Here is a 23,985-nt window from a genome sequence, read left to right on the forward strand (position 1 = left end):
CCATCGGCCGGCCCATGCCGAGCCTCAAGGAGACTGCGGCATGCACATCGTCATTCCCGATGACTACCAGGACGTGATCCGCTCGCTGGACTGCTTCGCGCAGCTGGACGGGCACAAGGTCACGGTCTACCACGACGCCGTCAGCGACCGGCAGGTACTGGCCGAACGTTTCGCCGACGCCGACGCGCTGGTGCTGACCCGCGAGCGAACCCAGATCGACGCCGCGTTGCTGGCGCAATTGCCCAACCTCAAGCTGATCAGCCAGACCGGCAAGGTGGCCGCCCACCTGGATCTGGACGCCTGCACGCGGGGCGGCGTCGCGGTGATGGAGGGGCGAGGCTCGCCCATCGCACCGGCGGAGCTGGCCTGGGGGCTGATCCTGATGGCGCGCCGCCGGTTGCTACCGGCGATGCAGGCGCTCTATGCCGGGCAATGGCAGGTCAATCTGGGCGAGCGCCTGTACGGGCAGACCCTGGGCATCTGGGGCTACGGCAAGATCGGCCAGCGCCTGGCCCGCTACGCCCAGGCCTTCGAGATGCCGGTGCTGGTGTGGGGCAGCGAAGGCTCGCGCGAGGCCGCCGAGCGCGACGGCCACCGCGCCGCCGACAGTCGCGAGGCGTTCTTCGCCGAGGCCGATGTGCTGAGCCTGAACCTGCGCCTGGTCGAGGCGACCCGGCACCTGGTCACCGCCGAGGACCTGGCCCGGATGAAGCCGACGGCGCTCCTGGTCAACGTCAGCCGGGCCGAGCTGATCGAGCCCGGCGCGCTGCTCGAGGCGCTGAACATGGGCCGCCCTGGCTACGCCGCGCTCGATGTCTTCGAGCAGGAACCACTCACCGACACCGAGCACCCGCTGCTGCTGCATCCCGATGTGCTCTGCACGCCGCACCTGGGTTACGTCGAGCGCCATGGCTACGAGCTGTATTTCGGCGATGCCTTCGCCAATGTCGTGCGCTTCTTCGCGGGCGAGCCCTGCACCTTCGCCAATCCCGAGGTGAGCCCCGCCGGCGCCGGTTGATTGCGCCCGGTCAGCTCGCCGCGTTCTCGCGTTAACTAGACTCTTTCAGGCGAGACGGGCCGGGACCCACGGCGCGTCGCTATGGGGGAGCGGAGATGGATGCGTTACTGGGCCATGGGCCTTACGTCGAATTCGCGGTGCTGCTGATGGTCTCGGCGGTCGCCGGTGCGGTGGCGGTGCGCCTGCGCCAGCCGGTGCTGATCGCCTACATCGTGATCGGCATCCTGGTGGGGCCTGCGGCGTTCGGCCTCGTGCGGGCGCACGAGCAGATCAACCTGCTGGCGGAAATCGGCGTCACGGTGCTGCTGTTCGTGGTCGGCCTCAAGCTCGACCTGCAGCACATTCGGCATATCGGCCCGGTGGCGCTGGCCACCGGGCTCGGTCAGCTGACGTTCACCATCGTCTTCGGCTTCATCCTGACGCTGGCGATGGGCAAGGGCGCGGTGGAAGCCATCTACATCGCCGTCGCGCTGACCTTTTCCAGCACCATCATCATCGTCAAGCTGCTCTCCGACAAACGTGAGCTGGACTCGCTGCACGGGCGCATCGCGGTGGGGTTCCTGATCGTCCAGGACCTGGCCGTGGTGCTGGCGATGATGACGATGAGCGCGTTGCGCGGTGCTGGCGAGGCCGGTGCGCTGGAGGTGGCGGGCTCGCTGCTGTTGCGGCTGGTACTCGCGGCGCTGCTGATGTTCGTGCTGATGCGCTACATACTGCCGAAGGTGGTGGCCGCCATGGCGCGCTCCCAAGAGCTGCTGCTGATCTTCGCCATCGCCTGGGGCTGCGGGCTGGCGGCGCTCGGCGAGTGGGCCGGCTTCAGCAAGGAGGCGGGCGCGTTCATGGCCGGCTTCTCGCTGGCTTCGACGGCATACCGCGAGGCGATGAATGCCCGCCTGACCGGCATCCGCGATTTCATGCTGCTGTTCTTCTTCATCGACCTCGGCTCCCGGCTCGATTTTTCGACCCTGGGCGGCGAACTGCTGCCGGCGGTGGTGCTCTCGCTGTTCGTGCTGATCGGCAACCCGCTGATCGTCATGGCGATCATGGGTTTCATGGGTTATCGCAAGCGCACCGGTTTCCTGGCCGGGCTGACCGTGGCGCAGATCAGCGAGTTCTCCATCGTCTTCGTGGCAATGGGCATCACGCTCGGGCATGTCGGCGGCGAGGCGCTCGGGCTCACCACCCTGGTCGGCCTGGTGACCATCATGCTGTCGACCTACATGATCCTTTTCTCGCAATCGCTCTATGAGCGCCTGGCGCCCTGGCTGGGCGTGTTCGAACGCAAGCGACCGTTTCGCGAACTGGAAGTGGAGCAGCCGGTGCGCCCCGAAGGTCAGCCACAGGTGCTGGTGTTCGGGCTCGGCCGCTACGGTGCGCGGCTGTTACAGCAGCTCGACAATGCCGGGGTGGCGGTGATGGGGATGGACTTCGATCCGGAGGTGGTGCGTTCGCTGGCGCTGGAAGGGCGCAACGTGCGCTTCGGCGATGGTGAGGACCCGAGCCTGCTGGAGAGCCTGCCGCTGCAGCATGCCGACTGGGTCGTGACTACCTTGGCGCAGTGGGAGTCGAACCGCGCGTTGCTGCATGCCTTGCGCATGGCGGGCTTTACCGGCCGGATCGCCGGCGTGGTGCGCGATGACCCCCACGGCCAGGCGCTGGAGGCCGCCGGGGTGCAGCTGGTTCTGAATCCCTTCACCGACGCGGCGGACTTCGCCGCGCGCTGGCTGGTGGGAGATCTCAAGGAAAAGGCGCGGCAGTGAGGTGCCGCGCCTTTTCGTCACTCGCCGCGCAGGTCGAACACCAGCACTTCGGCATCGTTGCCGTTGGCCAGGACGAGCTGCGATTCCTGCCACAGCTTGACGCCGTCTCCGGCGCCCAGCTTCTGTCCGTTCAGCTCGACCTCGCCGCGTGCCACATGCACATAGGCGGCGCGGCCTTCGGCCAGGTTCAGGCTGGCCGTCTCGTCGCCATCGAACAGACCGGCATAGACGCGCGCATCCTGACGTACGCTCAGCGACTCCTCGGCCCCGTCCGGGGAGATGATCAGCGCCAGTCGACCCCGTTTGCTCGCCGTGTCGAAGTGCCGCTGCTGGTAGCGCGGTTCGGCGCCTTTTTCCGACGGCACGATCCATATCTGCAGAAAGTGCACTGGCTCGCTGGGCGAGTGGTTGTACTCGCTGTGGGACACGCCGATGCCGGCGCTCATCAACTGCACATCGCCGGGACGGATCACCGAGCCGGTGCCGAGCGAGTCCTTGTGTTCGAGCGCACCTTCCAGCACGTAGCTGAAGATCTCCATGTCGCGGTGCGGGTGCCTGCCGAAGCCCCTGGCCGGTGCGACGCGGTCGTCGTTGATCACCAGCAGGTCGGAGAAACCATTCTCCCGCGGGTTGTAGTAGGAGGCGAAGGAAAAGGTGTGGCGCGATTGCAGCCAGCCGTGGTCTGCAGTGCCGCGTTCGTGGCTTTTGCGAAGGGTCAGCATGGCGTTTTCTCCTGATGAGCCGGCCAGTCATGGCCGGCGGTGGAACTTGAGTATGGTCAGGCCAGGGCGGTGCGATGTGCCCGCCGGGCGTCGAGGCTGAAGGCGCCGGCACCGAAGGCCACTACCTGCAACAGGCCACCGACGATGGCGATGTTCTTCAGGAAGTGGATCATCTGGTTCTGATCGCCCAACTGGTTGTGGAAGATCAGCGCGGTGACCAGGGTGAACGCCGCCATCATCGCAGCCACCAGACGCACCCGGTAGCCCAGCACCAGCGCCGCCGCGAAGCCCAGCTCGACGACAAGCGCGCCGAGGAAGGCGAGATCGACGAAGGGCACGCCCATCGCTGCGATGTAGCCTTTGGTGGCCGCCGGCGCGGCCAGCTTGCCGACACCGCTGAACAGAAACAGCAGCCCCAGCAGCACGCGGCCGGAGGTAGCGGAGTAGTTCTGGATCGAAGCGTTCATGTCGTGTCCTCACAATTATGGTTGGCGCCGGTTGGCGACGTTGTGAGGCGCAGATTAGGGTAAACCCGAAGGCCGAATAAGTAGCTCGAACAGGTAATACTGTCCGCTTCAGGATGACAATTGGCTTAGCTTTGCAGGTGCTGGCGCAGGAACTCGACGAACAGCTGCACCGCCCGGGAGTTCTGTCGGTGCTGTGGATAGACCGCATGGAACGCCGCCGATGGTCGCTGGTAGGCCTCGAGCACCGGAACCAGCCCGCCCTCCGCCAGCGCCTGGCCGACGATGAAGGTCGGCAGCAGGGTAATGCCGAGTCCGGCGATGGCGGCGTCGCGCACGACTTCGCCGTTGTTGGCCAGCAACTGGCCGCTGACCGGTACGCCGAACGGCTTGCCGTCGCGCTGGAAAGGCCACTCGACGCCTCGTCCATGACCGTAGAGCAGGCAGCGATGCTGTTGAAGGTCTTCGGGTGTTTGCGGCGCGGCGTGTCGTTCCAGATAGGCGGGGCTGGCGCAGGCGACCAGGCGGATCGCGACCAGGCGCTTGGCGATCAGGGTCGAGTCTTCCAGCACGCCGCCGCGGATGGCCATGTCGAAACCTTCTCGAATCAGATCCACCGGTCGGTCGTTGAGCTCCAGCTCGACCTTTAGCAAGGGGTGTTCTTCCAGGAACAACGGCAGAATCGGGCTCAGGTGCAGGGTGCCGAAGGTCATCGGCGCGCTGATGCGCAGGGTGCCACGCGCCGTCGCGCTCTGGCTGGCGAGCAGCTCGCGGGTCTCGCTGACGTCATCGAGGATGCGTGCAGCGCGTTCGTAGAGCGTGGTGCCCAGCTCGGTCGGGCGCAGCCGGCGGGTGGTGCGGTTGAGCAGGCGCACGCCGAGCTCCGCCTCCAATGCCTGGATGCGACGGCTGACGTACTGCTTGGAAAGGCCCAGGCGCTCAGCCGCCGCGGTGAAGCTCTGCTGATCGAGGGTGGTGACGAACAGGCGCAGGTCTTCGAGCTGCATCGGGATCATCCAATCGGGTGACAATGGCGCTCGATGCTAGCCGATTGGATTGCCGAAGGGGACAGACGCCTGGCGCGCGATCAGGAGGCGTCTTGCTCGACGTACTGCTTGGTCAGCTGTGCGCGTGCGCTGTCGAGCAGCTGCGCCGAAAGCTCGGGGTCGCTGACACTGCGCGAGAGTAGGAGGGCGCCGACCAGCGTGCAGAGCAGCGTCACGCTCTTGTCCGCGGCATCCTCATCCGGCAGGCAGGCTTCGATCCTGCTCAGCCGGTCGCGCAGCGAGGCGTCTGTGAGCGGGCTCGGCTGGCCGCGCTGGCCGAGCTCGGCGCAGAGGGTCGGCAGCGGGCAGCCTTCGGCGGCGTTGTCGCGGTGGGCCGGTGACAGGTAGCGATCGATGAAGGTCTGCAACGGCTTTTCGCCTGTCAGTGCTCGCTCGGCGCGTTCGCGTATCTGCTCGGCCGAATGCTGCAGCGCGTTCTCGACCAGTTCGTCCTTGGATTTGAAGTGCGCGTAGAAACCGCCGTGGGTCAGACCGAGCGCTTTCATCAGCGGCTGCAGGCCGGTGGCCTCGACGCCGTCGCGGCGAAAGCGCCGGGCGGCCTCTTCGACGATGCGCTGACGGGTCTGGGCTTTGTGGTCTTCGGAATAACGCATGGCTACCTCGTGTCTCATATGCTGGTCGTCATCCTAACGCGTTTCGCCGGTCAAACCCCGCGCGCTGTCGCCTCAGCGGTCCAGTTGCAGAATCAGGCAGGTGGTCGAGCCCGTCGCGTAGAGCTTGTCGTCGACGTCATACAGCCGCCCCTCGGCCAGCGCCGTCGAGCGGCCCACGTGGACGATGCGACCCTCGGCGCGCACGGGGCCGACATCGTCGCGCAAGGCCCGGATGTAGCTGATGCGCAGGTCCGTGGTGGTGTACCCCTGGCCAGGCTTGAGGCGGGTGTGGATCGCGCAGCCCATGCAGGAGTCGAGCAGGGTCGCCGCGTAACCGCCGTGCACGCTGCCCAGCGGGTTGTAGTGGGTTGCGTTGGGCCAGCCCTGGAAGACGAACAGGCCATCGTCCCAGCGGATCGGCACGAAACCGAGCAACTCGCCGATCGGCGGGCGAGGCAGCTCGCCCCGGCCGATTCCGCCGAAGAAATCCTTCGGATCCATGCCTGCCACTTCGGCGAGCGGGAGCGTGCCGACAGGGGCGAGGCGGGCGCGAACGTCCTGTTCTTCCTGCTGCCAGGCGGCGAGTTTTTCAGCGCGGTTGAGGGTGGTCATCGGGGCGTCTCCAGGCGTGTTGTTTTTAAATTATGGACAACATGTAAAGACAATATTATGGTCGTCATACAAAAGGCAAGCCCGCCTGCACGAGACCGACGCCATGCCCGCCATTCCCCTTCCATCCCGCCAGCTGCTGGCGCTTGTGATGCTATTGACCGCCCTTGGTGAAGTCTCCACGCAACTGATCGTGCCGAGCCTCGGCGCGATGGAGTCGGCGCTGGGGGCCGGCTCCGGCACCGGCGTCCACGCGCTCTCGGCCTTCGTGGCGGCCTTCGGCCTCGGGCAGTTGCTGCTCGGGCCGCTGTCGGATCGAATCGGCCGTCGTCCGGTGTTGATTGGCGGCTTGCTGACCTACCTGCTCGGCACGGGCGCGATGTTGCTGGCGGGCAGCCTGGGCGAGTTCATCGGCGCCCGGGTGTTGCAGGGGCTGGGGGCTTGCGCCTGCATGGTGCTGGCGCGGACCACGGTGCGTGACGTCTGGAAGGCCGATGCCGGCCCGGCGCTGGCCAAATCGGTGATCGGCATGCTCAGCGCAGTGATGTTCGCACTGATGCTTGGCGGCCTGCTGCATGCCTATGGCGGCTGGCGCGCGCCGATCGTGGCATCGCTGCTGTTGGGGCTTGGCGCGCTGGCGGCGGTCGTTTCGCTGATGCGCGAGAGCAACCTGCAGCGCGACCCGCGTGCGGGGCATCTGGGCAGTCTCGTGCGCGACTACGCCGACCTGTTGCGCAGCCCCGGCTTTCCCTCTTTGGTGTTCGCCATCGCCGGAACCTACGGGGCGATGTTCGCGGTCATTGCCGGTTCTTCCGCCGTCTATGTCGGGCGGCTGCAACTGAGTCCGGCCCAGTACGGGCTGACCTTCGGCAGCATTGTCGTGGGTCTCGTGGCCGGCGCCTATTACACCCAGCGCACCATCGCTCGGCTCGGGCCCCGGCGGCTGGTCGCACGCGGTCTCTTGCTGGTCGCCAGCGGCGCGCTGCTCAGCCTCCTCATCCATGGGCTGTTCGGGCTTTCCGTGGTGGGCCTGTCGCTGCCGCAGCTACTGGTGACCCTGGGCGGCGGCATGGTTCTGCCGGCCTCCATCGCCGGCGCGGTGATACCCAACGCGCACCGCGCGGGGCTTGCGGCGGGCTTCATGGGCTTCGCGCAGATGCTGGGTGCCACCTGCAGCGGCCTGCTGCTCAGCGCCCTGCCCGATGGTGGTGCCGAGCCTATGCTGCAGGTGAGCCTGGGGTTCGCCCTGGCCGGCTTCGTACTGTTCCATTTCCTGCGCGCCGGCGGCATGTCGGCGCCCCAACCGGCCGACAGCGGCAGAGGAGCTTCGCAATGACGAGTCATGACGTGGTCATCATCGGTGGCGGCCCGGGCGGCTACAACGCCGCGATCCGTGCCGGGCAGCTCGGTCTCTCGGTGGCCTGCGTGGAGGCTCGGGACACGCTCGGAGGAACCTGCCTGAACGTCGGCTGCATGCCGTCCAAGGCGCTGCTGCACGCTTCCGAACTTTACGAGGCCGCTGCCGGTAATGCCTTCGCCAACCTGGGCATCGCCGTCGAGCCGCGTCTGGATCTGGCGCAGATGATGAAGCAGAAGGACGCCAGCGTTGCGTCCCTGACCAAGGGGGTCGAGTTCCTGTTCCGCAAGCACAAGGTGGAATGGGTGCGTGGCTGGGGCCGCCTGTTGGGCGAGGGGCGGGTGCAGGTCCACGGGCCTGACGGCAGCATCCGCGAGCTGACCGCGCGGGACATCGTCATCGCCACCGGCTCGGAGCCGACGCCGTTGCCCGGCGTGTCCTTCGACGGGCAGCGGATTCTCGATTCCACGGCCGCGCTGTCGTTGCCCGAGGTGCCGGAACACCTGGTGGTGGTCGGCGCCGGGGTGATCGGCCTGGAGCTGGGCTCGGTGTGGCGACGCCTGGGCAGCAAGGTCACGGTGGTCGAATACCTGGACCGGATCTGCCCGGGGCTCGACCTGGAAACCGCTCGCACCCTGCAGCGCTCGCTGACCCGCCAGGGCATGGCATTCGAATTGGCGACCCGGGTCGCTGGCGCCTCGGTCGAGAGTGATGGCGTGGCGCTGAGCCTGGAACCGGCTGCGGGAGGTCCGGCCCGGACCCTGCGTGCCGACCGCGTGCTGGTGGCGATAGGCAGGCGCCCCTTTACCCGGGATCTGGGCCTGGAGAACGTCGGCTTGCAGCCCGACGCACGCGGCATGCTGGCCAACGACGACCAGCGCAGCAGCGTGCCGGGCGTCTGGGTGATCGGCGATGTCACCTCAGGGCCGATGCTGGCGCACAAGGCCGAAGAGGAAGCCATCGCCTGTATCGAACGCATCGCCGGCCAGGCGCCGGAGGTCAACTACCGCGTCATTCCGAGCGTGATCTACACAGCGCCCGAGGTTGCCAGCGTGGGGCTGAGCGAAGAGCAGCTCAAGGCCGAGGGGCGCGCCTACCGGGTCGGCAAATTCCCGTTCAGTGCCAACAGCCGGGCCAAGATCAACCACGAGACCGAAGGTTTCGTGAAGGTGCTGGCCGACGAGCGCAGCGACCAGATCCTCGGCGTGCACATGGTCGGGCCGAACGTCGGCGAGATGATCGGCGAGTACTGCGTGGCGATGGAATTTTCCGCCTCGGCCGAAGACATCGCGCTGATCTGTCATCCACATCCCACCCGCTCCGAGGCCTTGCGCCAGGCGGCGATGGATGTCCACAAACGGGCCATGCAGGCCTGAGCCACATCACAGACGAACCAGGCCGAGCCTGGAGGAGAAGGGACATGCATGCATCGATCAAGGGCGTTGCGCTGATCACCGGCGCGTCAACGGGCATCGGCGCGGTCTATGCCGATCGGCTGGCCGGGCGCGGACACCCCTTGTTGCTGGTCGCGCGAGACGCTGCCCGCCTGCAGGCACTGGCCGAGCAATTGAAAGCGCGCCATGGCATCGAGGTCGAGGTCTGGCCGGCCGATCTGACCGACCCCGCTGACTTGCAGCGCCTCGAGGAGCACCTGCGCAGCGACGGCTCGATCGAGGTGCTGGTCAACAACGCCGGCATGTCGATGACCGGCGCGCTCGCCGAGGCGGACATGGCCCTCGCCGACCGGATGATCGCGCTCAACCTCGTCGCCGTGACTCACCTGGCCGCTGCCGCCGCGGCCAGCTTCGGCGCACGTGGCCGGGGCACCGTGATCAACCTGGGATCGGTGGTCTCGCTCCTGCCCGAGCGCTTCAGCGCCATCTACGCCGCCACCAAGGCCTATGTGCTCAGCCTCAGCCAATCCATGCAGGCCGAGCTGGGCAAGCGTGGCGTGCGGGTCCAGGCGGTGCTGCCGGGCATGACCCGCACCGAACTCTGGGCGCGCAGCGGGGTGGAGGTCGGCACCCTGCCCGAGTCGATGATCATGGATGCCGATGAGATGGTTGACGCTGCCTTGGCCGGCCTCGATCAGGGCGAGTGGGTCACCCTGCCGTCGTTGCCCGATGCCGCCGACTGGGAGGCTTTTCTCGCGGCCCGCGCGGCGCTGGGGCCCAACCTGTCCCATAGCCGCGCCGCTGAGCGTTATCGCTGAGCCGTACCGGCGGATGATATCCAGGGCGCGTTCTTCAGCAGTTCGGCACAGCGCGCCTGGACGAATTCACGCAGCAGGTGCACCGGCTTGCTCAACTGGGCGCGGTGCGCGCAGATCAGGTTGAGCGGCGTCGGCTCTCCCAGCCGGTCGGCGAACAGGACCTTCAGGCGACCGGCGCGCACGTCGCCGGCCACGTCCAGCCAGGACTTGTAGGCGAGCCCCTTGGCGTCCACCGCCCAGCGGCGTACCGCATCGGCATCGTCGCTGATGCGGTCGCCGCTGACCTTCACCCGCACTTCCCGGCGGCCTTCGTCAAAGCGCCACTGGTCATGGGGACGCCCGCCAAGCATGTACAGCAGGCAGTTGTGTTCGCCGAGCTGCTCGACGCTCTGCGGATCGCCGTAGCGGGTGAGGTACGCCGGGGCCGCGCAAAGCACGCGTCGGTTCCATTCGGCCAGGGGCAGGGCGACGAGGCTGGAGTCTTCAGGCGTTCCATAGCGCAAGGCGATGTCCACCGGCTGGCGGAACAGGTCGCTGACCCGGTCGCCCAGCAGCAGGCGCAGCTGCAGTTGTGGATGCTGGGTCTGGAATTCGTCCAGCCAGGGCATCAGCACGTTACGGCCGAAATCCGAGGGTGCGGACAATTGCAGCACGCCGCCGATGGTGGCCTTGCCACCGGCGAGCAACCTGCTGCCTTCGAGCAGACTGGCGATAGCCGCACGGGCATGGGCGAGAAACGCCTCGCCCTCCGGCGTCAGCCGCAGGCTGCGGGTCGAGCGGGCGAACAGGCGGGCCTCGAGCGCGGCTTCGATCCGCTTGAGCGCGGCGCTGGCCACCGCCGGCGAAACGTCCAGCTCACGCGCCGCTGCCGACAGGCTGCCGGCATCGGCGGTGCGCACGAACAGGTTCAGGTCGTCGAAATGCAGCATGGGGTGATTTTCAACATTCCATTGAAAGAGCGTCGCTTATTGCGCGGTTTTTCCATCAAGTCAAATGCATCACGATGGTTGCCATCTATCCCTTCGCAACCGGAGAGTTCCCCTTGATGAAAGCCGTCGCCTATTTCAACAGCCTGCCCATCGATAACCCTGACTCGCTGCAGGATGTCGAGCTGCCCGCGCCGACGCCTGGCCCCCGCGATCTGCTGGTGGAGGTCAGGGCGATCTCGGTCAATCCGGTCGACACCAAGGTGCGCCGCAACGCCGCGCCACAGAACGGCGAAGCCAAGGTGCTGGGCTGGGACGTGGCCGGAGTAGTTCGCGCGGTGGGCGAGCAGGTGAGCCTGTTCAAGGCCGGCGACGAGGTGTTCTATGCCGGCTCCATCGCCCGTGCCGGCGCCAACAGCGAGCTGCATCTGGTCGATGAGCGCATCGTCGGACGCAAGCCCAAGAGCCTCGGATTCGCCGAGGCGGCGGCGCTGCCCTTGACCTCCATCACGGCCTGGGAGCTGCTGTTCGAGCGGCTGCAGGTTCGCGAGGGGGATGCGCACGGGCAGAGCCTGCTGATCGTCGGCGCGGCAGGCGGCGTTGGCTCGATCCTCATCCAGCTGGCGCGCCAGCTCACCCAGGTCAAGGTGATCGGCAGCGCCTCGCGCCCCGAAACCCAAGCCTGGGCCCGCGAGCTGGGCGTCCATGAAGTGGTCGATCACAGCCAACCGCTCGATCAGGCGCTCAAGGCCGCCGGCATCGAGTCGGTCAGCCATGTCGCCAGCCTGACCCAGACCGATCGGCACTTCGACCAACTGGTCGAGGCCCTGGCGCCGCAGGGGCGACTGGCGCTGATCGACGATCCCGAGCAGCCGCTGGACGTGATGAAGCTCAAGCGCAAAAGCCTGTCGCTGCACTGGGAACTGATGTTCACCCGCTCGCTGTTCGAGACGCCGGACATGATCGAGCAGCACCAGCTGCTCAATCGCGTCAGCGAGCTGGTCGACCGAGGTGTCCTGAAGACGACCCTGGGCGAGCACTTCGGCGCCATCAATGCCGCGAATCTGCGCCGCGCCCACGCCCTGCTCGAAAGCGGCAAGGCCAAGGGCAAGATCGTGCTCGAGGGCTTCTAATCGCCGCGTTGCGCCCAGTGCTGGCCGGCCAGCTCCGCAGAGAGGTAGTCGAGAAAGCAGGTGATCCGCGAGGTGAGGGCGGTGTTGCGGTAGTACACCGCGTGGATCGGCTGGCGTGACTCGACGGTGTCTTCGGTCAGCACCTGGACAAGGTCGCCGCGGTCGCGGTCGCCCTGGGTCATGAAGTCAGACAGGCAGACCAGCCCCTCGCCGGCCAGGGCCAGCTGGCGCAGGGTCTCGCCGCTGGAGGCCTTGTGCGCCGGGGTGATGGTCAGGCCGTCGCCCAGCGAATGGCGCAGCGGCCACTGGTTGAGGCTTTCCGGCTGGGTGAAGCCGAGCAGGCTGTGTTCGGCCAGATCCTCCGGGCTGCCAGGCGTGCCGTGGCGCGCCAGGTAGGCCGGGCTTGTCAGCACGCGCAGGCGGCTGCTGCCCAGCGGGCGGGCATGCAGCGTGGAGTCGCGCAGATTGCCGATGCGGATCGCCAGATCGGTACGCTGTTCGATCAGGTCGATGATCTGGTCGCTGCTGTGCAGTTCCAGCTCGATCTGCGGGTAACGCTCGCGAAAGCCGGCCACCAGCGGCACCACCACGTGGAGCATGAACGGCGAGGCGGCGTTGACCCGCAAGCGCCCCGCCGGGCGCTGGCGCCGCAGCGCCATCTGTTCTTCGGCCTGCTCGACCGAGTCGAGGATGCGCCTCGCCTGGGCGAGAAAGGCCTCGCCTTCCTCGGTCAGCTCCAGGCGGCGCGTGGTGCGCAGCAGTAGCGTGACCTCAAGCTTGGCCTCCAGCCGGCTCAAGGCGCGGCTGACGCCCGAGGTGGTCTGTGCCAGCTGTTCGGCAGCGGCGGTGATCGAGCCGGTCTCCACCACGGTGGAGAAGGCCACCAATTCGTCGAGTGTGGTCTTCATTGTTGAATCTTACGCAAAAGTCTTCGGTGCCGAGGTCGGTTTTTCCACCTGAACCCCTGGGTCAGACTGTTGCCTGTTTCAGAGGCGCCCGCCGCGCCATTCATTTATCGATCAGGAGTACCGCATGAGCATTCCAGCCTTCGGCCTCGGCACCTTCCGTCTGAAAGGGCAGCAAGTCATCGATTCGGTGAAGATGGGCGTCGAGCTCGGCTATCGCCACATCGACACCGCCCAGGTCTACGAGAACGAAAGCGAGGTCGGCCAGGCGATCGCCGAAAGTGGCGTCGCGCGTGACGAGCTGTTCGTCACCACCAAGATCTGGACCAGCAACCTGGCTGGCGACAAGCTCATTCCGAGCCTGAAGGACAGCCTTGCCCGGTTGCGGCTGGAGCAGGTCGACCTGACGCTGATCCACTGGCCTTCGCCCAATGACGAGCTGCCGGTGGCCGACTACCTTGGCTCGCTGCTCGAGGCGCGCGAGCAGGGTCTGACCCGCCAGATCGGCATCTCGAACTTCACTGTCTCGCACATGCGCCAGGCGATCGAGGCGGTCGGCGTCGAGAACATCGCCACCAATCAGGTGGAGATCCATCCGTTCCTGCAGAACCGCAAGGTGGTCGACTTCGCCCGCGAGCAAGGCCTGCATCTGACGGCCTACATGCCGCTGGCGGTGGGCAAGGTGATGCAGGACGAGGTGCTCAAGAGCATCGGCGAGGCGCACCGGGCAAGCGCCGCCCAGGTCACCCTGGCCTGGCTGCTGCAGCAGGGCTTTGCGATAATTCCGTCCTCGACCAAGCGGGCCAACCTGCAGGCGAATCTGGAGGCGCAGGAGCTGCGCCTGAGCGACGAGGAAATGGCCAGGATCGCTACCCTGGACCGCGGCGAGCGGCTCGCCAATCCGGGCTTTGCGCCGCACTGGGACTGAATGCCGCAGTCATGCGGTGACGGCCTCGTGCCAGACCTGGCGCGCTTCGTCGGTACAGGGCGCAGGCAGACGGCCGGAGCGTCGCAAACGCACAAGCCGTTACGGTTTTTCATTACACTGGTGCCATCCCTCGTGACGGCCTTCTGATGAAACCTGTAACGGATGATCGCGTGACCGCACTGGCAGCAAGCTCGCAGAGCGTTTCGCTGGGCGGGCTCGCGCCCGAGCAGCTCGACCTGCTGCCGGTGCCCCTGTGGCTGTGCGATCGCGACGGTAATCTGCTGCACGCCAACCCGCGTGCACGGGAGGCCTTCGCCGAGGCACCTGTAGTCGGCCAAAGCGTCTTCCGCGCCTTCGATCAGCTCAAGTTGGGGCCGGGCGACGAACCGCCAGCGCTGCCGGTCGCCGACGCGCTCATCGATGTCCTGCAACGCGCGCAGCCTATCCGCGATCTCGAACTCTGCCAGACGCTGCCGGACGCGCCGCGACGTTGGCTGCTGATGAACGCCGAGCCGGTGGTGGTTGCCGGCGAGGTGGTCGGCGCGACCTGCAGTTTCCAAGACATCAGCCGGCAAAGGCGCGCCGAGATCGAGCACGCGCTCAGCCAGCAGTACCTGCAGGCCATCGTCGATGCCACGCCCGAATGCGTGAAGGTGGTGGCCGCCGACGGCAGCCTGTTGCAGATGAATCCGGCGGGGCTCGGGATGATCGGTGCGGGCGATGCGGCTTCGGTCACCGGCGTGCCGGTGCTGAATCTGATCGCCGAGGAAGACCGCCGTCAGTGGCAGGAGAACCACCTGCAGGTCTGCGCGGGGAAGCGCTGCGTCTGGGAATTCGACCTGATTTCCATCGACGGCGTACGCCGGCACATGGAGACCCATGCCGTGCCGCTGCGCCTTCCCGATGGCGGCACCGGGCATCTGGCGGTCACTCGCGACATCACCGAGCAGACCCGCGACCGCGAGCGCATCCTGGCCAGCGAGCGTTACTGGCATGCGCTGCTCGAAGCCTTGCCCATGGCGGTCTACACCACTGATTCCGAAGGCCTGATCACCTTCTACAACGCGGCGGCAGTGCGCCTCTGGGGCGCCGAACCGGTGCTCGGGCAGACCCGCTGGTGCGGCTCGGTGAAACTGTTTGCCAACGACGGCGCGCCGCTGCAACTGGACGACTACCCCATGGCCGTCGCGCTCAGGACCGGAACGCCGCAGCTCGGCGAAGAAGCGCTGCTCGAGCGCCCGGACGGTAGCCGGGTGCCCTTTGCCGCGCACCCGATGCCCCTGCTCGACGACCAGGGGCGGGTGACTGGCGCGATCAGCATGCTGGTGGACATCTCGTCCCATCGGCAGGCGCAGCAGCGCCAGGCGCTGCTGATCGACGAGCTCAACCATAGGGTCAAGAACACCCTGGCCTCGGTGCAGTCGATCGCCGCGCTGACGTTGCGCAAGTCCGATAGCCTGGCGGTGTTTCACGCGTCGTTCGAGCGCCGGCTGATCGCGCTCAGCCAGGGGCACGACCTGCTGACTCAATCGCGCTGGCAAAGTGCGCTGCTACGCTCGCTGCTGGACAAGGTGCTGCAGGCTTACCTGCACGTCCAGTGCGAGCGCGTCGAGCTGGCCGGTCCTGCGGTCGAGCTGGCACCGCGCGAGGCGCTGTCGCTGGCCATGGCGTTCCATGAGTTGACGGTGAATGCCGCCACCTACGGCGCGCTCAGCGGCGAAAGCGGACAGGTCCAGCTCCACTGGCAGGTGTTGGCGAACCAGGCGTCGCGGCCCAGGCTCAGCTTGCAGTGGCGCGAATACAACGGGCCGGCGGTCGCCGTGCCGGGCAAGCCCGGCTTCGGCACCCGGCTGATCGAGGCCAGTGTGGTCAAAGAATTAGGTGGCAGTTTTGCGGCCAGCTACGACGCGCAGGGCTTTTCTTGCACGCTTGAGCTGCCGCTTACCGGAGGAGTGCAGCATGTCTGAAACCAATAAGGTCCTGGTGGTGGAGGACGAAGCGCTGATCGCCATGCTCCTCGAGGAAGTGCTCGACGACCTCGGTTACCGTGTCGTCGCCCATGCGTCTTCAGTACTGGAAGGGGTAGGGCTGGCAGGTAGCGTCGAGGCCGACGTGGCGATCCTCGACGTCAATCTCGGCGGCTCCACCGTCTTCCCGGTGGCCGAACGCCTGGCTCAGCGTGGCATTCCGTTCATCTTCTCCACCGGCTATGGCGCCCACGGCATCCCGCGCGAGTGGATCGACTGGCCGGTGATCAGCAAGCCTTTCACTCCCGAGACGCTGGCCGCCGCGCTGGCCAAGGTGCTGTCGGCCGACTGACTGCGCGCCGGCCTGTACAAATCTCCGCGATGCTTGCCTGATCCTCCGACAGCGTGACGGCGGCGCTGTACGTTCGCCGATCCGAAGCCATACTTGGCGGCGTGCGAAAGGAGGACTCCATCGTGAGCGACACCCACAAGCTGGCCGAACTGATCGCCCGTCACGCACCTGAAGACGGTTCCCACTCCACCGCCATCCCCAACCTTTGGGTGGCCCGTTGCTCGCAGCCTTCGGACGCGATGTTCAGCCTTCAGGAGCCCGCGTTTTGCCTGATCGCCCAGGGCCGCAAACGGGTTATGCTCGGTGACCTGATCTACGAGTATGACTCATCCAGTTTTCTAGCCGCCTCGGTGGACTTGCCCATCAGCGGGCAGGTCATCGACGCGACGCCTGAGCGGCCCTACCTCGGGATGCGGCTGAATCTGGACATTGCCCTGCTGACCGAGATGGTGCTGGAGCTCGAGAGCCGTGACGCTGTCCTGGGTGAGCCGGTGAGAGGGCTTTGTGTCAGCACCATCAATGAGGAGCTGCTGTCGGCCTCGGTGCGCCTGTTGCAGCTGCTCGACAAGCCTGCCGACATTCCCTACCTGGCGCCCCTGGCCCAGCGCGAGATCTACTACCGGCTGCTGACGGGGGAGCAGGGCGGGGCGGTCAGGAGCATGGCGCGCTGCGAGGCCCGCCTGCAACAGATCAACCGCGCCATCGGCTGGATCAAGCGGCACTACAACAAGCCGTTCAGCATCGAGGCGGTGGCGGCCGAAGCGCGCATGAGCGCCTCGACGCTGCATCATCACTTCAAGTCGGTCACCGCGATGAGCCCGCTGCAGTACCAGAAGCAGCTGCGCCTTCAGGAGGCTCGGCGGCTGATGGTCAGTCGGGCGATGGATGCGGCCAGCGCGGCCTATGAGGTCGGCTACGAAAGTCCGTCGCAATTCACCCGTGAATACGGCCGGCTGTTCGGCGTGCCGCCGGCGCGTGATGTGGCTCGGCTGCGGGCCGTGCAGGAACGGGACCCGAGCGCGGCCTGACGGGAGGGTGGTCGAGGGCGGCCGCGCCTTCGTATACTTCGGGCTCCTCCACCGGATGCCCGCCCATGCGCCAACGACGTCGCGCCTATGCCTGGATAGCCTGCTTCGCAGTGCTCTCCCATATGCTGACGATGGCGGCCTCCGGCGGCATGTCCGCGCATACCAAGCAGATGATGGGCTGGGGCGGACACTGCCTGATGGCGCAACAGGCCCCGGCGCATCACGACGCGCACCATGCCCATGGGGACCATGGCGATCATGCCGGGCACCACGCCGACTCCGGCTCGGCGCCCCATGATCCGGGCTCCAACCACCACCTGATGATGCAGCAGTGCTGCTGTGGCGCGATGTCGGCGTCGCTCGCCGCGCTGCCCGCCGCGCCGCTGCACTTCCAGCAGCGCATCGTCGCCCGCCTGGCCACCTTGCCCCAACCGCCGCCAGCGGCGCTTTCGCCACGCTACCTGTGGCCGAGTCTCAATCCCCGCGCTTCCCCTCTCGTGTAGGCACCGCTGCGCTGGCTCCTTGCGAGCCGGCGCCTTTCCGTCGTCCGATTCCGCTTCGCCCGCAGCCCTTTTTGCCGTGGCTGCGCCAGCGTGCGCCGGCATCGGACGCACATAGATGCCGACCTCAAGGGATAGCCATGCCCGTTACGACCCTTCAGGGGCGCGCCGCACGCGCTCCCCTCGCCATGCCTTATGTGCTGGCCTCCATGAGCCTGTTCTGCTGGCAGGCTCGCGCCGAGACCCGCGAAGCCGCCGACTCGACCCTGACCCTCGGGACCGTCACCGTCAGCGCGACCGCCTCAGGTCCTTTGCCCAGCACCCGTGTGCTCAGTTCGGTGGATGTGCTGGCCGCCGACATCCTCGAAAAGCAGCCGGTCACCTACAGTTGGGAGCTGTTCAACCGCGCGCCCGGCGTGATGCTCACGCCCTTCGGCCAGGGCACTACGTCCGGCAAGTTGTCCATGCGCGGCTTCAACGGCGAGGGAGAGATCAACGCCGTCAAGCTGCTGATCGACGGCATTCCCAGCAACAGCAACGACGGCAACATGCCCTACCTGGACATGGTGTTTCCGCTGGAGATCGAACGCATCGAGGTGGTGCGCGGCACCAACGACGCGCGCTACGGCCTGCACAACATCGCCGGTAACGCCAACCTGGTGACCCGCAGCGGCGGCGACTACGGCCGCGCCCGTTTGCGCTACGGCAGCTATGGGCTGCGTGAAGGTCAGCTGGCCAAGGGCGTCGAGGGCAGCAACTGGTCGCAGAACTACTTCGTCGGCTACCAGCAGAGCGACGGCTACCGCGACCATGCCGACAGCGATCGCTACGTGCTCTCGGGCAAGTGGTTCTTCACGCCCGACCAGGGCGACTACCGCATCGGCCTGATCGCCCGCCACTACGAGGCCCAGGCCGAGGAGGCGGGCTACCTATCGCGCGACGATGCGCGCCACCATCCGCGCCGCTCCTACTCACTGTCGGCGAGCGACGAGGGCGAGCGCAGCATGAGCCAGCTCTCCCTGCACCTGGACGCGGCGCTGTCGGCCGCGCTGGACCTGTCGGCCAAGGCTTACCTCAACCGCTACGACGACGATCGCTGGGTGCGCTTCTCCCTGGCGCAGTCGCAGCAGCAGCGCACCACCGACGAGACCAGCTACGGCGCACTGACCTCGCTGACCTACCGTCCGGGCCTGGACTGGCTGACGCTGGAAGGCGGGCTGGACGTCGAGCGCCAGCGCAACAGCAGCAAGCGCTACCTCACCGTCTCCCAGGTCAAGCAGAGCCAGACCCGCGACCAGCGGTTCGACTTCGATGTCTACGGCGCCTACGCCCAGGCGGTGATCGAGCCGCTGCCGGCGCTGAAGATCATCCCGGCCTACCGCGTCGATCACATCGAGGGCGAATTGCGAGACGGCCTCACGGGCAACGACTATGAGGTCAACGACTACGGGCTGATTCGCCAGCCCAAGATCAGCCTGGTCTATGCGCCCTGGCGTGTCGCCAGCCTCTACGCCAACTGGGGGCGCACCTTCCAGGTCGGTACCGGCGCCTCGGCCTACAAGGTGCCGCCGCGCACTGCCGATCTGTCGCCGTCGATCAACGACGGTTGGGAGACCGGTATCAAGTTCCAGCCCACCGACTGGCTGGACGGGCGCATCGCGTACTGGGAGCAGGTTGCCTCCGACGAGGTCCGGCGGCGGCTGAACGACCCCAGCGGAGATTCTGAAAACCTCGGCAAGACCCGCCGCCGTGGCTACGACCTTCAGCTCAACCTGCATGCGCGCGAGGACGCCAGCTTCTGGCTCGCCTATTCGCGGCAGTTCTCGCGGATCGAGACGCCCGACCCCAGCCTGCCGGCGAGCCGCGGCAAGCAGATCGACCACGTTCCGGCGCACCTCTACTCGGCCGGCGCGACCTGGGATGCCACGCCGCGCCTGCAGCTCAGCGGCTGGTTGAACGGGCAGAGCGACTACTACCTGGAACGCGAGAACAACCAGGGCCGCTACGGCGGTTTCACCCTGGTCAACCTGGGCGCGACCTATCGCCTGAGCGACCGGATCGAACTCGATCTGCAGCTCAAGAACGTCGCCGACCGCTACTACGAATACGTCTGGCATGACGGCGCGCAGTCGTTGCACGCGCCGGGCGAGCGCCGCTCGCTTTATGCCGGCGTGACGGTGGAGTTTTGACCATGACCGAACGACGCATGACCTCCACGCCGGCCGCCCAAGGCGCATCGGCGACCTCCACTGGCCGGGCTGCGCAAGCCACATCTCCCCTGGCGTTATTGCTGCTGCGCCTGCATTTCTACATCGGCCTGTTCGTCGGGCCCTTCCTGCTGGTGGCCGCGCTCAGCGGCATCCTCTATGCCTTGACGCCCCAGCTGGAAGACCGCCTGTACGCGACGGAGCTCTATGTCGACAGCAGCGGCCCGGCCCTGCCGCTGGCAAGGCAGATCGAGGCGGCGCGTGAGGTGGTCGGCCCTGGCGCCCAGCTCGGCGCCGTGCGCCCGGCGCCGATGCCGGGCACCACCACCCGGGTGATGTTCAGGTTCGAAGGCGTCGGGCACCGGGCGATCTTCATCGACCCGGCGACCGCCGAAGTGCGCGGCGACCTGCCGGTGTACGGCACCAGCGGCGTGCTGCCGCTGCGTACCTGGCTCGACCTGCTGCACCGGGAGCTTCACCTGGGCGAGGTGGGGCGCCTCTACAGCGAACTGGCGGCGTCCTGGTTATGGGTGGCGGCCTTGGGTGGCCTTGCGATCTGGGTGGTCCGCCGTCGCCGGTTGAACACTCCGATGCGTCGCTGGCATGCGCGCATCGGCCTGGGTTTGCTGATCGGGCTGCTGTTCTTCTCGGCCACGGGACTGACCTGGTCCAAGTGGGCCGGCGGCAATATCGGCGTGCTGCGTGCCCATTACGGCTGGTCGACACCGTCGGTGAGCACGGCGCTGGCCCCGGCCGCCGAAGCGACACCGGTGCCCCACGACGAACATGCGCACCATCATCATGGCGCTATGGATACGCCGGCAGGTTCGGCGCTCGATCCGGCGCGTTTCGATACCGTTCTCGCCACCGCTCGCGCGGCAGGGATCGAGGCAGGCAAGGTGGAGATCGTGCCGAGCGCCGATCCGAGCAAGGCCTGGACCGTGACCGAAATCGACCGCAGCTGGCCGACCCGGGTGGACGCCGTGGCCATCGAGCCCCAGACGCTCGCCGTGGTCGACCAGGCGCGCTTCGCCGACTATCCACTGGCCGCCAAGCTCACCCGCTGGGGTATCGACGCCCATATGGGAGCGCTGTTCGGCCTGCCCAACCAGCTGCTGCTGGTGCTGTTCGCCGGCGGGCTGGTGGCGATGGTGATCTGGGGTTACCTGATGTGGTGGCAGCGCCGGCCGGTTCGCGCCGCGACGGCCGCAGGCCCTTGGCAGACCCTGCGCCGGCTGTCGCTGCCGGCTCAGCTGGGTATCGCTGTCGGCGCGCTGTTGCTGGGGCTGGCGTTGCCGGTGCTGGGGGCGAGCCTGCTGCTGTTCCTGGCGCTCGACGCACTGCTCCACGCCGCATCGCGCGCAAGCGCGCCGGAGCGCGTCTGACCGAGCCGAAAAAGCTCGCGGTCAAGACCGCGAGCTTTAACGCCTTGAAAGCCGGCCTGCTGCTTTGGCAAGAGGGAACACCCAGTGGAGGGCACATCGCAGGCACCTCGTCCGGTCACAGGCCAGGTTGCGGTCGGAAGTAGAGCGTCTCGCCGCGGGTCAGGCCGACCAGGCTGGCGTGGTCCTGAGCGACCTGCGCTTCGATGTCCTGGTCGTGTCCATCGACCTTCAGGGTGATGCGCGTGACGGCGCCCAGTGGCCGGATGGCATGGACGTGCGCCGCGCGGTAGTCGGCCTCGGCCTGGCGTGACAGGGCGATTTCGTGGGGGCGGAACAGGACCTGGCGATCGCCGATCTGCAGCTGGTTGGCATCGCCCAGGAAGTGATAGACGAAATCGCTGGCCGGCTGGCTGTAGACCTCGGCCGGCGAGCCGATCTGTTCGATCACGCCCTTGTTCATCACCACGATGCGATCGGCCACTTCCATCGCCTCTTCCTGGTCGTGGGTCACGAACACCGACGTCAGGTGCACCTCTTCATGCAGGCGTGCCAGCCAGCGGCGCAGCTCCTTGCGCACCTTGGCGTCCAGCGCGCCGAAGGGTTCGTCGAGCAGCAGTACCTTGGGTTCCACGGCCAGGGCGCGGGCCAGGGCGATGCGCTGGCGCTGGCCGCCGGAAAGCTGGTCCGGGTAGCGATCGGCGAGCCAGTCGAGTTGTACCAGACCCAGCAGGTCATGAACCTTCTGCTTGATCACCGTCTCGTTCGGGCGCTCGCGGCGAGGCTTCATCCGCAGGCCGAAGGCAACGTTGTCGAACACCGTCATGTGGCGGAACAGCGCGTAGTGCTGAAACACGAAGCCGACGTTGCGGTCGCGCACGTCGCGTCCGGAAACATCCTCGCCGTGGAACACGATGCGTCCGCTATCCGGTGTTTCGAGCCCGGCGATGATGCGCAGCAGGGTCGTCTTGCCGCAGCCGGACGGGCCGAGCAGGGCGACGAGCTCGCCGCTGGCGATATTCAGGTTGATCTCGTTCAACGCCTTGAACTGGTTGAACTGCTTGCTGACGTTGCTCACTTCGATGGACATGACTCATTCCTCCCCGGCGGCGGCTTTGAGGCGTTGAAGACGCGACTCGCTCCACTGCTTGAGCAGCAGGATCAGCAGCGCCAGCAGCAACAGCAGGCTGGCCACGCTGAAGGCGGCGACGTGGTTGTATTCGTTGTAGAGAATTTCGACATGCAGCGGCAGGGTGTTGGTGTAGCCGCGAATGTGCCCGGACACGACCGACACCGCACCGAACTCGCCCATCGCCCGAGCGGTGCAGAGCACCACGCCGTAGATCAGGCCCCAGCGGATGTTGGGCAGGGTCACGTGCCAGAACATCTGCCAGCCGTTGGCGCCGAGCAGGCGCGCCGCTTCTTCTTCCTGGGTGCCCTGTTCCTGCATCAGCGGAATCAGCTCGCGGGCGACGAAGGGCACGGTGACGAACACCGTGGCCAGGACGATCCCCGGCAAGGCGAAGATGATCTGAATGTCGCGATCACCCAGCCATTCGCCGAAGAAGCCTTGCGCGCCGAACAGCAGCACGTAGATCAGGCCGGCGATCACCGGCGAGACCGAGAAGGGCAGGTCGATCAGCGTCACCAGCAGGCTCTTGCCGGTGAATTCGTACTTGCTCACGCACCAGGCTGCGGCCACGCCGAACACCAGGTTGAGCGGCACCGATATGCCGACCGCCAGCAGGGTGAGCTTCAGTGCGGAGAGGGCATCGGCTTCGAATATCGCACCGAAGAAGGTGCCCAGGCCCTGCTTGAGCGCTTCGCCCAGTACCACCAGGAGCGGCAGCAGCAGGAACAGAGCGAAGGTCAGCCAGGCAGCGACGATCAGCAGGCGCCGCGCCAGCGGATTGCCTTGCCGTGCCTTGGCGGTCAGCGGGGCGGTCAGGGTCGTGGTGGTCATCAGGCGATCCTCAGCCATGGGAAATGCGGCGCTGCAGCAGGTTGATCGCCAGCAGCAGAACGAAGGACACCAGCAGCATCAGCACACCGATGGCGGTGGCGCCGTGGTAGTCGTACTGATCGAGCTTGACCATGATCAGCAGCGGCAGGATCTCGGTCTTCATCGGCATGTTGCCGGCGATGAAAATCACCGAACCGTATTCGCCGACGCCGCGCGCAAAGGCCAGCGAGAAGCCCGTCAGCCAGGCCGGCAGCAGCGCGGGCAGCAGCACGTGCCGGGCGATCTGCAGAGGCTTGGCACCGAGGCACGCGGCGGCTTCTTCCACTTCGCGGGGAATGTCGGCCAGAACCGGCTGCAGGGTACGGACCACGAAGGGCAGGGTGACGAAGGTCAGCGCCAGGGTGATGCCGAGCGGGGTGTAGGCGATCTTGATGCCCAGCTCGGCGGCCAGCTTGCCGATCATCCCGTTCGGGGCATAGAGGGCCGTCAGGGCGATGCCGGCCACGGCCGTGGGCAGCGCAAAGGGCAGGTCGATCATGGCTTCGATGATCTTGCGGCCGGGGAATCGGTAGCGCACCAGCACCCAGGCCAGCAGCGAGCCGATCACGCCGTTGATCAGCGCGGCGACGAAGGCGGTGCCGAAGCTCAGCTTCAGCGCGGCGACCACGCGCGGGGCGGTGATGATGGTCCAGAACTGGTCCCAGGTCAGTTGCGCCGCGTGGACAAACATGGCACCCAGGGGGATCAGCACCAGGAGGCTGAGGTACACCAGGGTGTAACCCAGCGTCAGCCCGAAGCCGGGTATGACGGGGGAAGTACGACGAAACATGCGATCTCCTTGAACGGCATGCGCACGCGGTAGGCGGCAAGCATCAAGCTGTGGGCTCGTGGC

Annotated in this window: 23 protein-coding genes; 13 read left to right on the forward strand and 10 right to left on the reverse strand. The window is 66.8% G+C overall.

Going from position 1 to position 23,985, the window contains the following annotated elements:
* Positions 1–40: 40 nt before the first annotated feature.
* On the forward strand, positions 41–1,018 hold the full coding sequence (locus G7026_RS21235; protein ID WP_181073051.1) for a D-2-hydroxyacid dehydrogenase family protein: 978 nt from the start codon (positions 41–43) through the stop codon (positions 1,016–1,018).
* Between the two features lie 95 nt (positions 1,019–1,113).
* The gene (locus G7026_RS21240; RefSeq protein ID WP_181073052.1) at positions 1,114–2,778 is read left to right on the forward strand and encodes a cation:proton antiporter; all 1,665 of its coding nucleotides are present in this window, start codon (positions 1,114–1,116) and stop codon (positions 2,776–2,778) included.
* Between the two features lie 17 nt (positions 2,779–2,795).
* Here G7026_RS21240 and G7026_RS21245 read toward each other — a convergent pair whose 3' ends face one another.
* The 5 genes from G7026_RS21245 to G7026_RS21265 form a co-directional block, all read right to left on the reverse strand.
* Positions 2,796–3,500: a pirin family protein gene (locus G7026_RS21245; RefSeq protein WP_181073053.1), complete on the reverse strand. Its 705-nt coding sequence runs from the start codon at positions 3,498–3,500 to the stop codon at positions 2,796–2,798.
* A gap of 56 nt (positions 3,501–3,556) precedes the next feature.
* Positions 3,557–3,967, reverse strand: a complete 411-nt coding sequence (locus G7026_RS21250) for a DoxX family protein (RefSeq protein ID WP_181073054.1) — start codon at positions 3,965–3,967, stop codon at positions 3,557–3,559.
* A gap of 125 nt (positions 3,968–4,092) precedes the next feature.
* A complete protein-coding gene (locus G7026_RS21255; protein WP_181073055.1) occupies positions 4,093–4,971 on the reverse strand; it encodes a LysR family transcriptional regulator in 879 nt (292 codons plus the stop codon).
* An 80-nt stretch (positions 4,972–5,051) separates the two neighbouring features.
* Complete coding sequence (locus tag G7026_RS21260) at positions 5,052–5,624, reverse strand: TetR/AcrR family transcriptional regulator (RefSeq protein WP_181073056.1); 573 nt, start codon at positions 5,622–5,624, stop codon at positions 5,052–5,054.
* Between the two features lie 72 nt (positions 5,625–5,696).
* A complete protein-coding gene (locus tag G7026_RS21265) occupies positions 5,697–6,236 on the reverse strand; it encodes a PaaI family thioesterase (protein WP_181073057.1) in 540 nt (179 codons plus the stop codon).
* Between the two features lie 103 nt (positions 6,237–6,339).
* Between G7026_RS21265 and G7026_RS21270 the strand changes: the two genes are divergently transcribed.
* From G7026_RS21270 to G7026_RS21280, 3 genes are read left to right on the forward strand one after another with little or no spacing between them, the layout of a single operon-like run.
* A complete protein-coding gene (locus G7026_RS21270) occupies positions 6,340–7,569 on the forward strand; it encodes an MFS transporter (RefSeq protein ID WP_181073058.1) in 1,230 nt (409 codons plus the stop codon).
* Positions 7,566–8,966, forward strand: coding sequence for a dihydrolipoyl dehydrogenase (gene lpdA / locus G7026_RS21275; RefSeq protein WP_181073059.1), 1,401 nt, complete (start codon positions 7,566–7,568; stop codon positions 8,964–8,966). The genes G7026_RS21270 and lpdA overlap by 4 nt, the downstream gene beginning before the upstream one ends.
* 44 nt (positions 8,967–9,010) lie before the next feature.
* The gene (locus G7026_RS21280; RefSeq protein ID WP_181073060.1) at positions 9,011–9,802 is read left to right on the forward strand and encodes an SDR family NAD(P)-dependent oxidoreductase; all 792 of its coding nucleotides are present in this window, start codon (positions 9,011–9,013) and stop codon (positions 9,800–9,802) included.
* Here G7026_RS21280 and G7026_RS21285 read toward each other — a convergent pair.
* The gene (locus G7026_RS21285) at positions 9,793–10,731 is read right to left on the reverse strand and encodes a LysR family transcriptional regulator (protein WP_181073061.1); all 939 of its coding nucleotides are present in this window, start codon (positions 10,729–10,731) and stop codon (positions 9,793–9,795) included. The genes G7026_RS21280 and G7026_RS21285 overlap by 10 nt on opposite strands.
* Positions 10,732–10,847: 116 nt before the next feature.
* On the opposite strand from G7026_RS21285, the gene G7026_RS21290 reads away from it, so the two are divergent.
* Positions 10,848–11,861 carry a zinc-binding alcohol dehydrogenase family protein gene (locus tag G7026_RS21290; protein ID WP_181073062.1) on the forward strand — a complete coding sequence of 338 codons (1,014 nt, stop codon included), beginning with the start codon at positions 10,848–10,850 and terminating at the stop codon, positions 11,859–11,861.
* On the opposite strand, the gene G7026_RS21295 is transcribed toward G7026_RS21290, so the two are convergent.
* On the reverse strand, positions 11,858–12,769 hold the full coding sequence (locus G7026_RS21295; protein WP_181073063.1) for a LysR substrate-binding domain-containing protein: 912 nt from the start codon (positions 12,767–12,769) through the stop codon (positions 11,858–11,860). The genes G7026_RS21290 and G7026_RS21295 overlap by 4 nt on opposite strands.
* A 124-nt stretch (positions 12,770–12,893) precedes the next feature.
* Here G7026_RS21295 and dkgB point away from each other — a divergent pair, with 124 nt between their 5' ends.
* The 7 genes from dkgB to G7026_RS21330 all read left to right on the forward strand — a co-directional run bounded on the left by dkgB (position 12,894) and on the right by G7026_RS21330 (position 21,133).
* The gene (gene dkgB, locus G7026_RS21300; protein WP_181073064.1) at positions 12,894–13,694 is read left to right on the forward strand and encodes a 2,5-didehydrogluconate reductase DkgB; all 801 of its coding nucleotides are present in this window, start codon (positions 12,894–12,896) and stop codon (positions 13,692–13,694) included.
* A gap of 170 nt (positions 13,695–13,864) precedes the next feature.
* Positions 13,865–15,661, forward strand: a complete 1,797-nt coding sequence (locus G7026_RS21305) for a sensor histidine kinase (RefSeq protein ID WP_181073065.1) — start codon at positions 13,865–13,867, stop codon at positions 15,659–15,661.
* Entirely contained in the window at positions 15,654–16,013 is a 360-nt protein-coding gene (locus tag G7026_RS21310) for a response regulator (RefSeq protein WP_181073066.1), read from the forward strand. The genes G7026_RS21305 and G7026_RS21310 overlap by 8 nt, the downstream gene beginning before the upstream one ends.
* 122 nt (positions 16,014–16,135) lie before the next feature.
* A complete protein-coding gene (locus G7026_RS21315) occupies positions 16,136–17,041 on the forward strand; it encodes an AraC family transcriptional regulator (protein ID WP_181073067.1) in 906 nt (301 codons plus the stop codon).
* Positions 17,042–17,106: 65 nt separating this feature from the next.
* Positions 17,107–17,544 carry a DUF2946 family protein gene (locus tag G7026_RS21320; RefSeq protein WP_219858538.1) on the forward strand — a complete coding sequence of 146 codons (438 nt, stop codon included), beginning with the start codon at positions 17,107–17,109 and terminating at the stop codon, positions 17,542–17,544.
* 137 nt (positions 17,545–17,681) lie between these two features.
* Complete coding sequence (locus tag G7026_RS21325; RefSeq protein ID WP_375138218.1) at positions 17,682–19,730, forward strand: TonB-dependent receptor; 2,049 nt, start codon at positions 17,682–17,684, stop codon at positions 19,728–19,730.
* Positions 19,731–19,732: 2 nt separating this feature from the next.
* Positions 19,733–21,133: a PepSY-associated TM helix domain-containing protein gene (locus G7026_RS21330; protein ID WP_181073068.1), complete on the forward strand. Its 1,401-nt coding sequence runs from the start codon at positions 19,733–19,735 to the stop codon at positions 21,131–21,133.
* 115 nt (positions 21,134–21,248) lie between these two features.
* On the opposite strand, the gene G7026_RS21335 is transcribed toward G7026_RS21330, so the two are convergent.
* The 3 genes from G7026_RS21335 to cysT are packed head-to-tail and all read right to left on the reverse strand — an operon-like array spanning position 21,249 to position 23,922.
* Complete coding sequence (locus G7026_RS21335; protein WP_181073069.1) at positions 21,249–22,220, reverse strand: sulfate/molybdate ABC transporter ATP-binding protein; 972 nt, start codon at positions 22,218–22,220, stop codon at positions 21,249–21,251.
* 3 nt (positions 22,221–22,223) lie between these two features.
* Entirely contained in the window at positions 22,224–23,093 is an 870-nt protein-coding gene (gene cysW / locus G7026_RS21340; RefSeq protein ID WP_181073070.1) for a sulfate ABC transporter permease subunit CysW, read from the reverse strand.
* 10 nt (positions 23,094–23,103) lie between these two features.
* A complete protein-coding gene (gene cysT, locus G7026_RS21345) occupies positions 23,104–23,922 on the reverse strand; it encodes a sulfate ABC transporter permease subunit CysT (protein ID WP_181073071.1) in 819 nt (272 codons plus the stop codon).
* Positions 23,923–23,985 lie beyond the last annotated feature (63 nt).

The sequence above is a fragment of the Stutzerimonas azotifigens genome (genome assembly GCF_013522725.1).
Taxonomy (GTDB): domain Bacteria; phylum Pseudomonadota; class Gammaproteobacteria; order Pseudomonadales; family Pseudomonadaceae; genus Stutzerimonas; species Stutzerimonas azotifigens_A.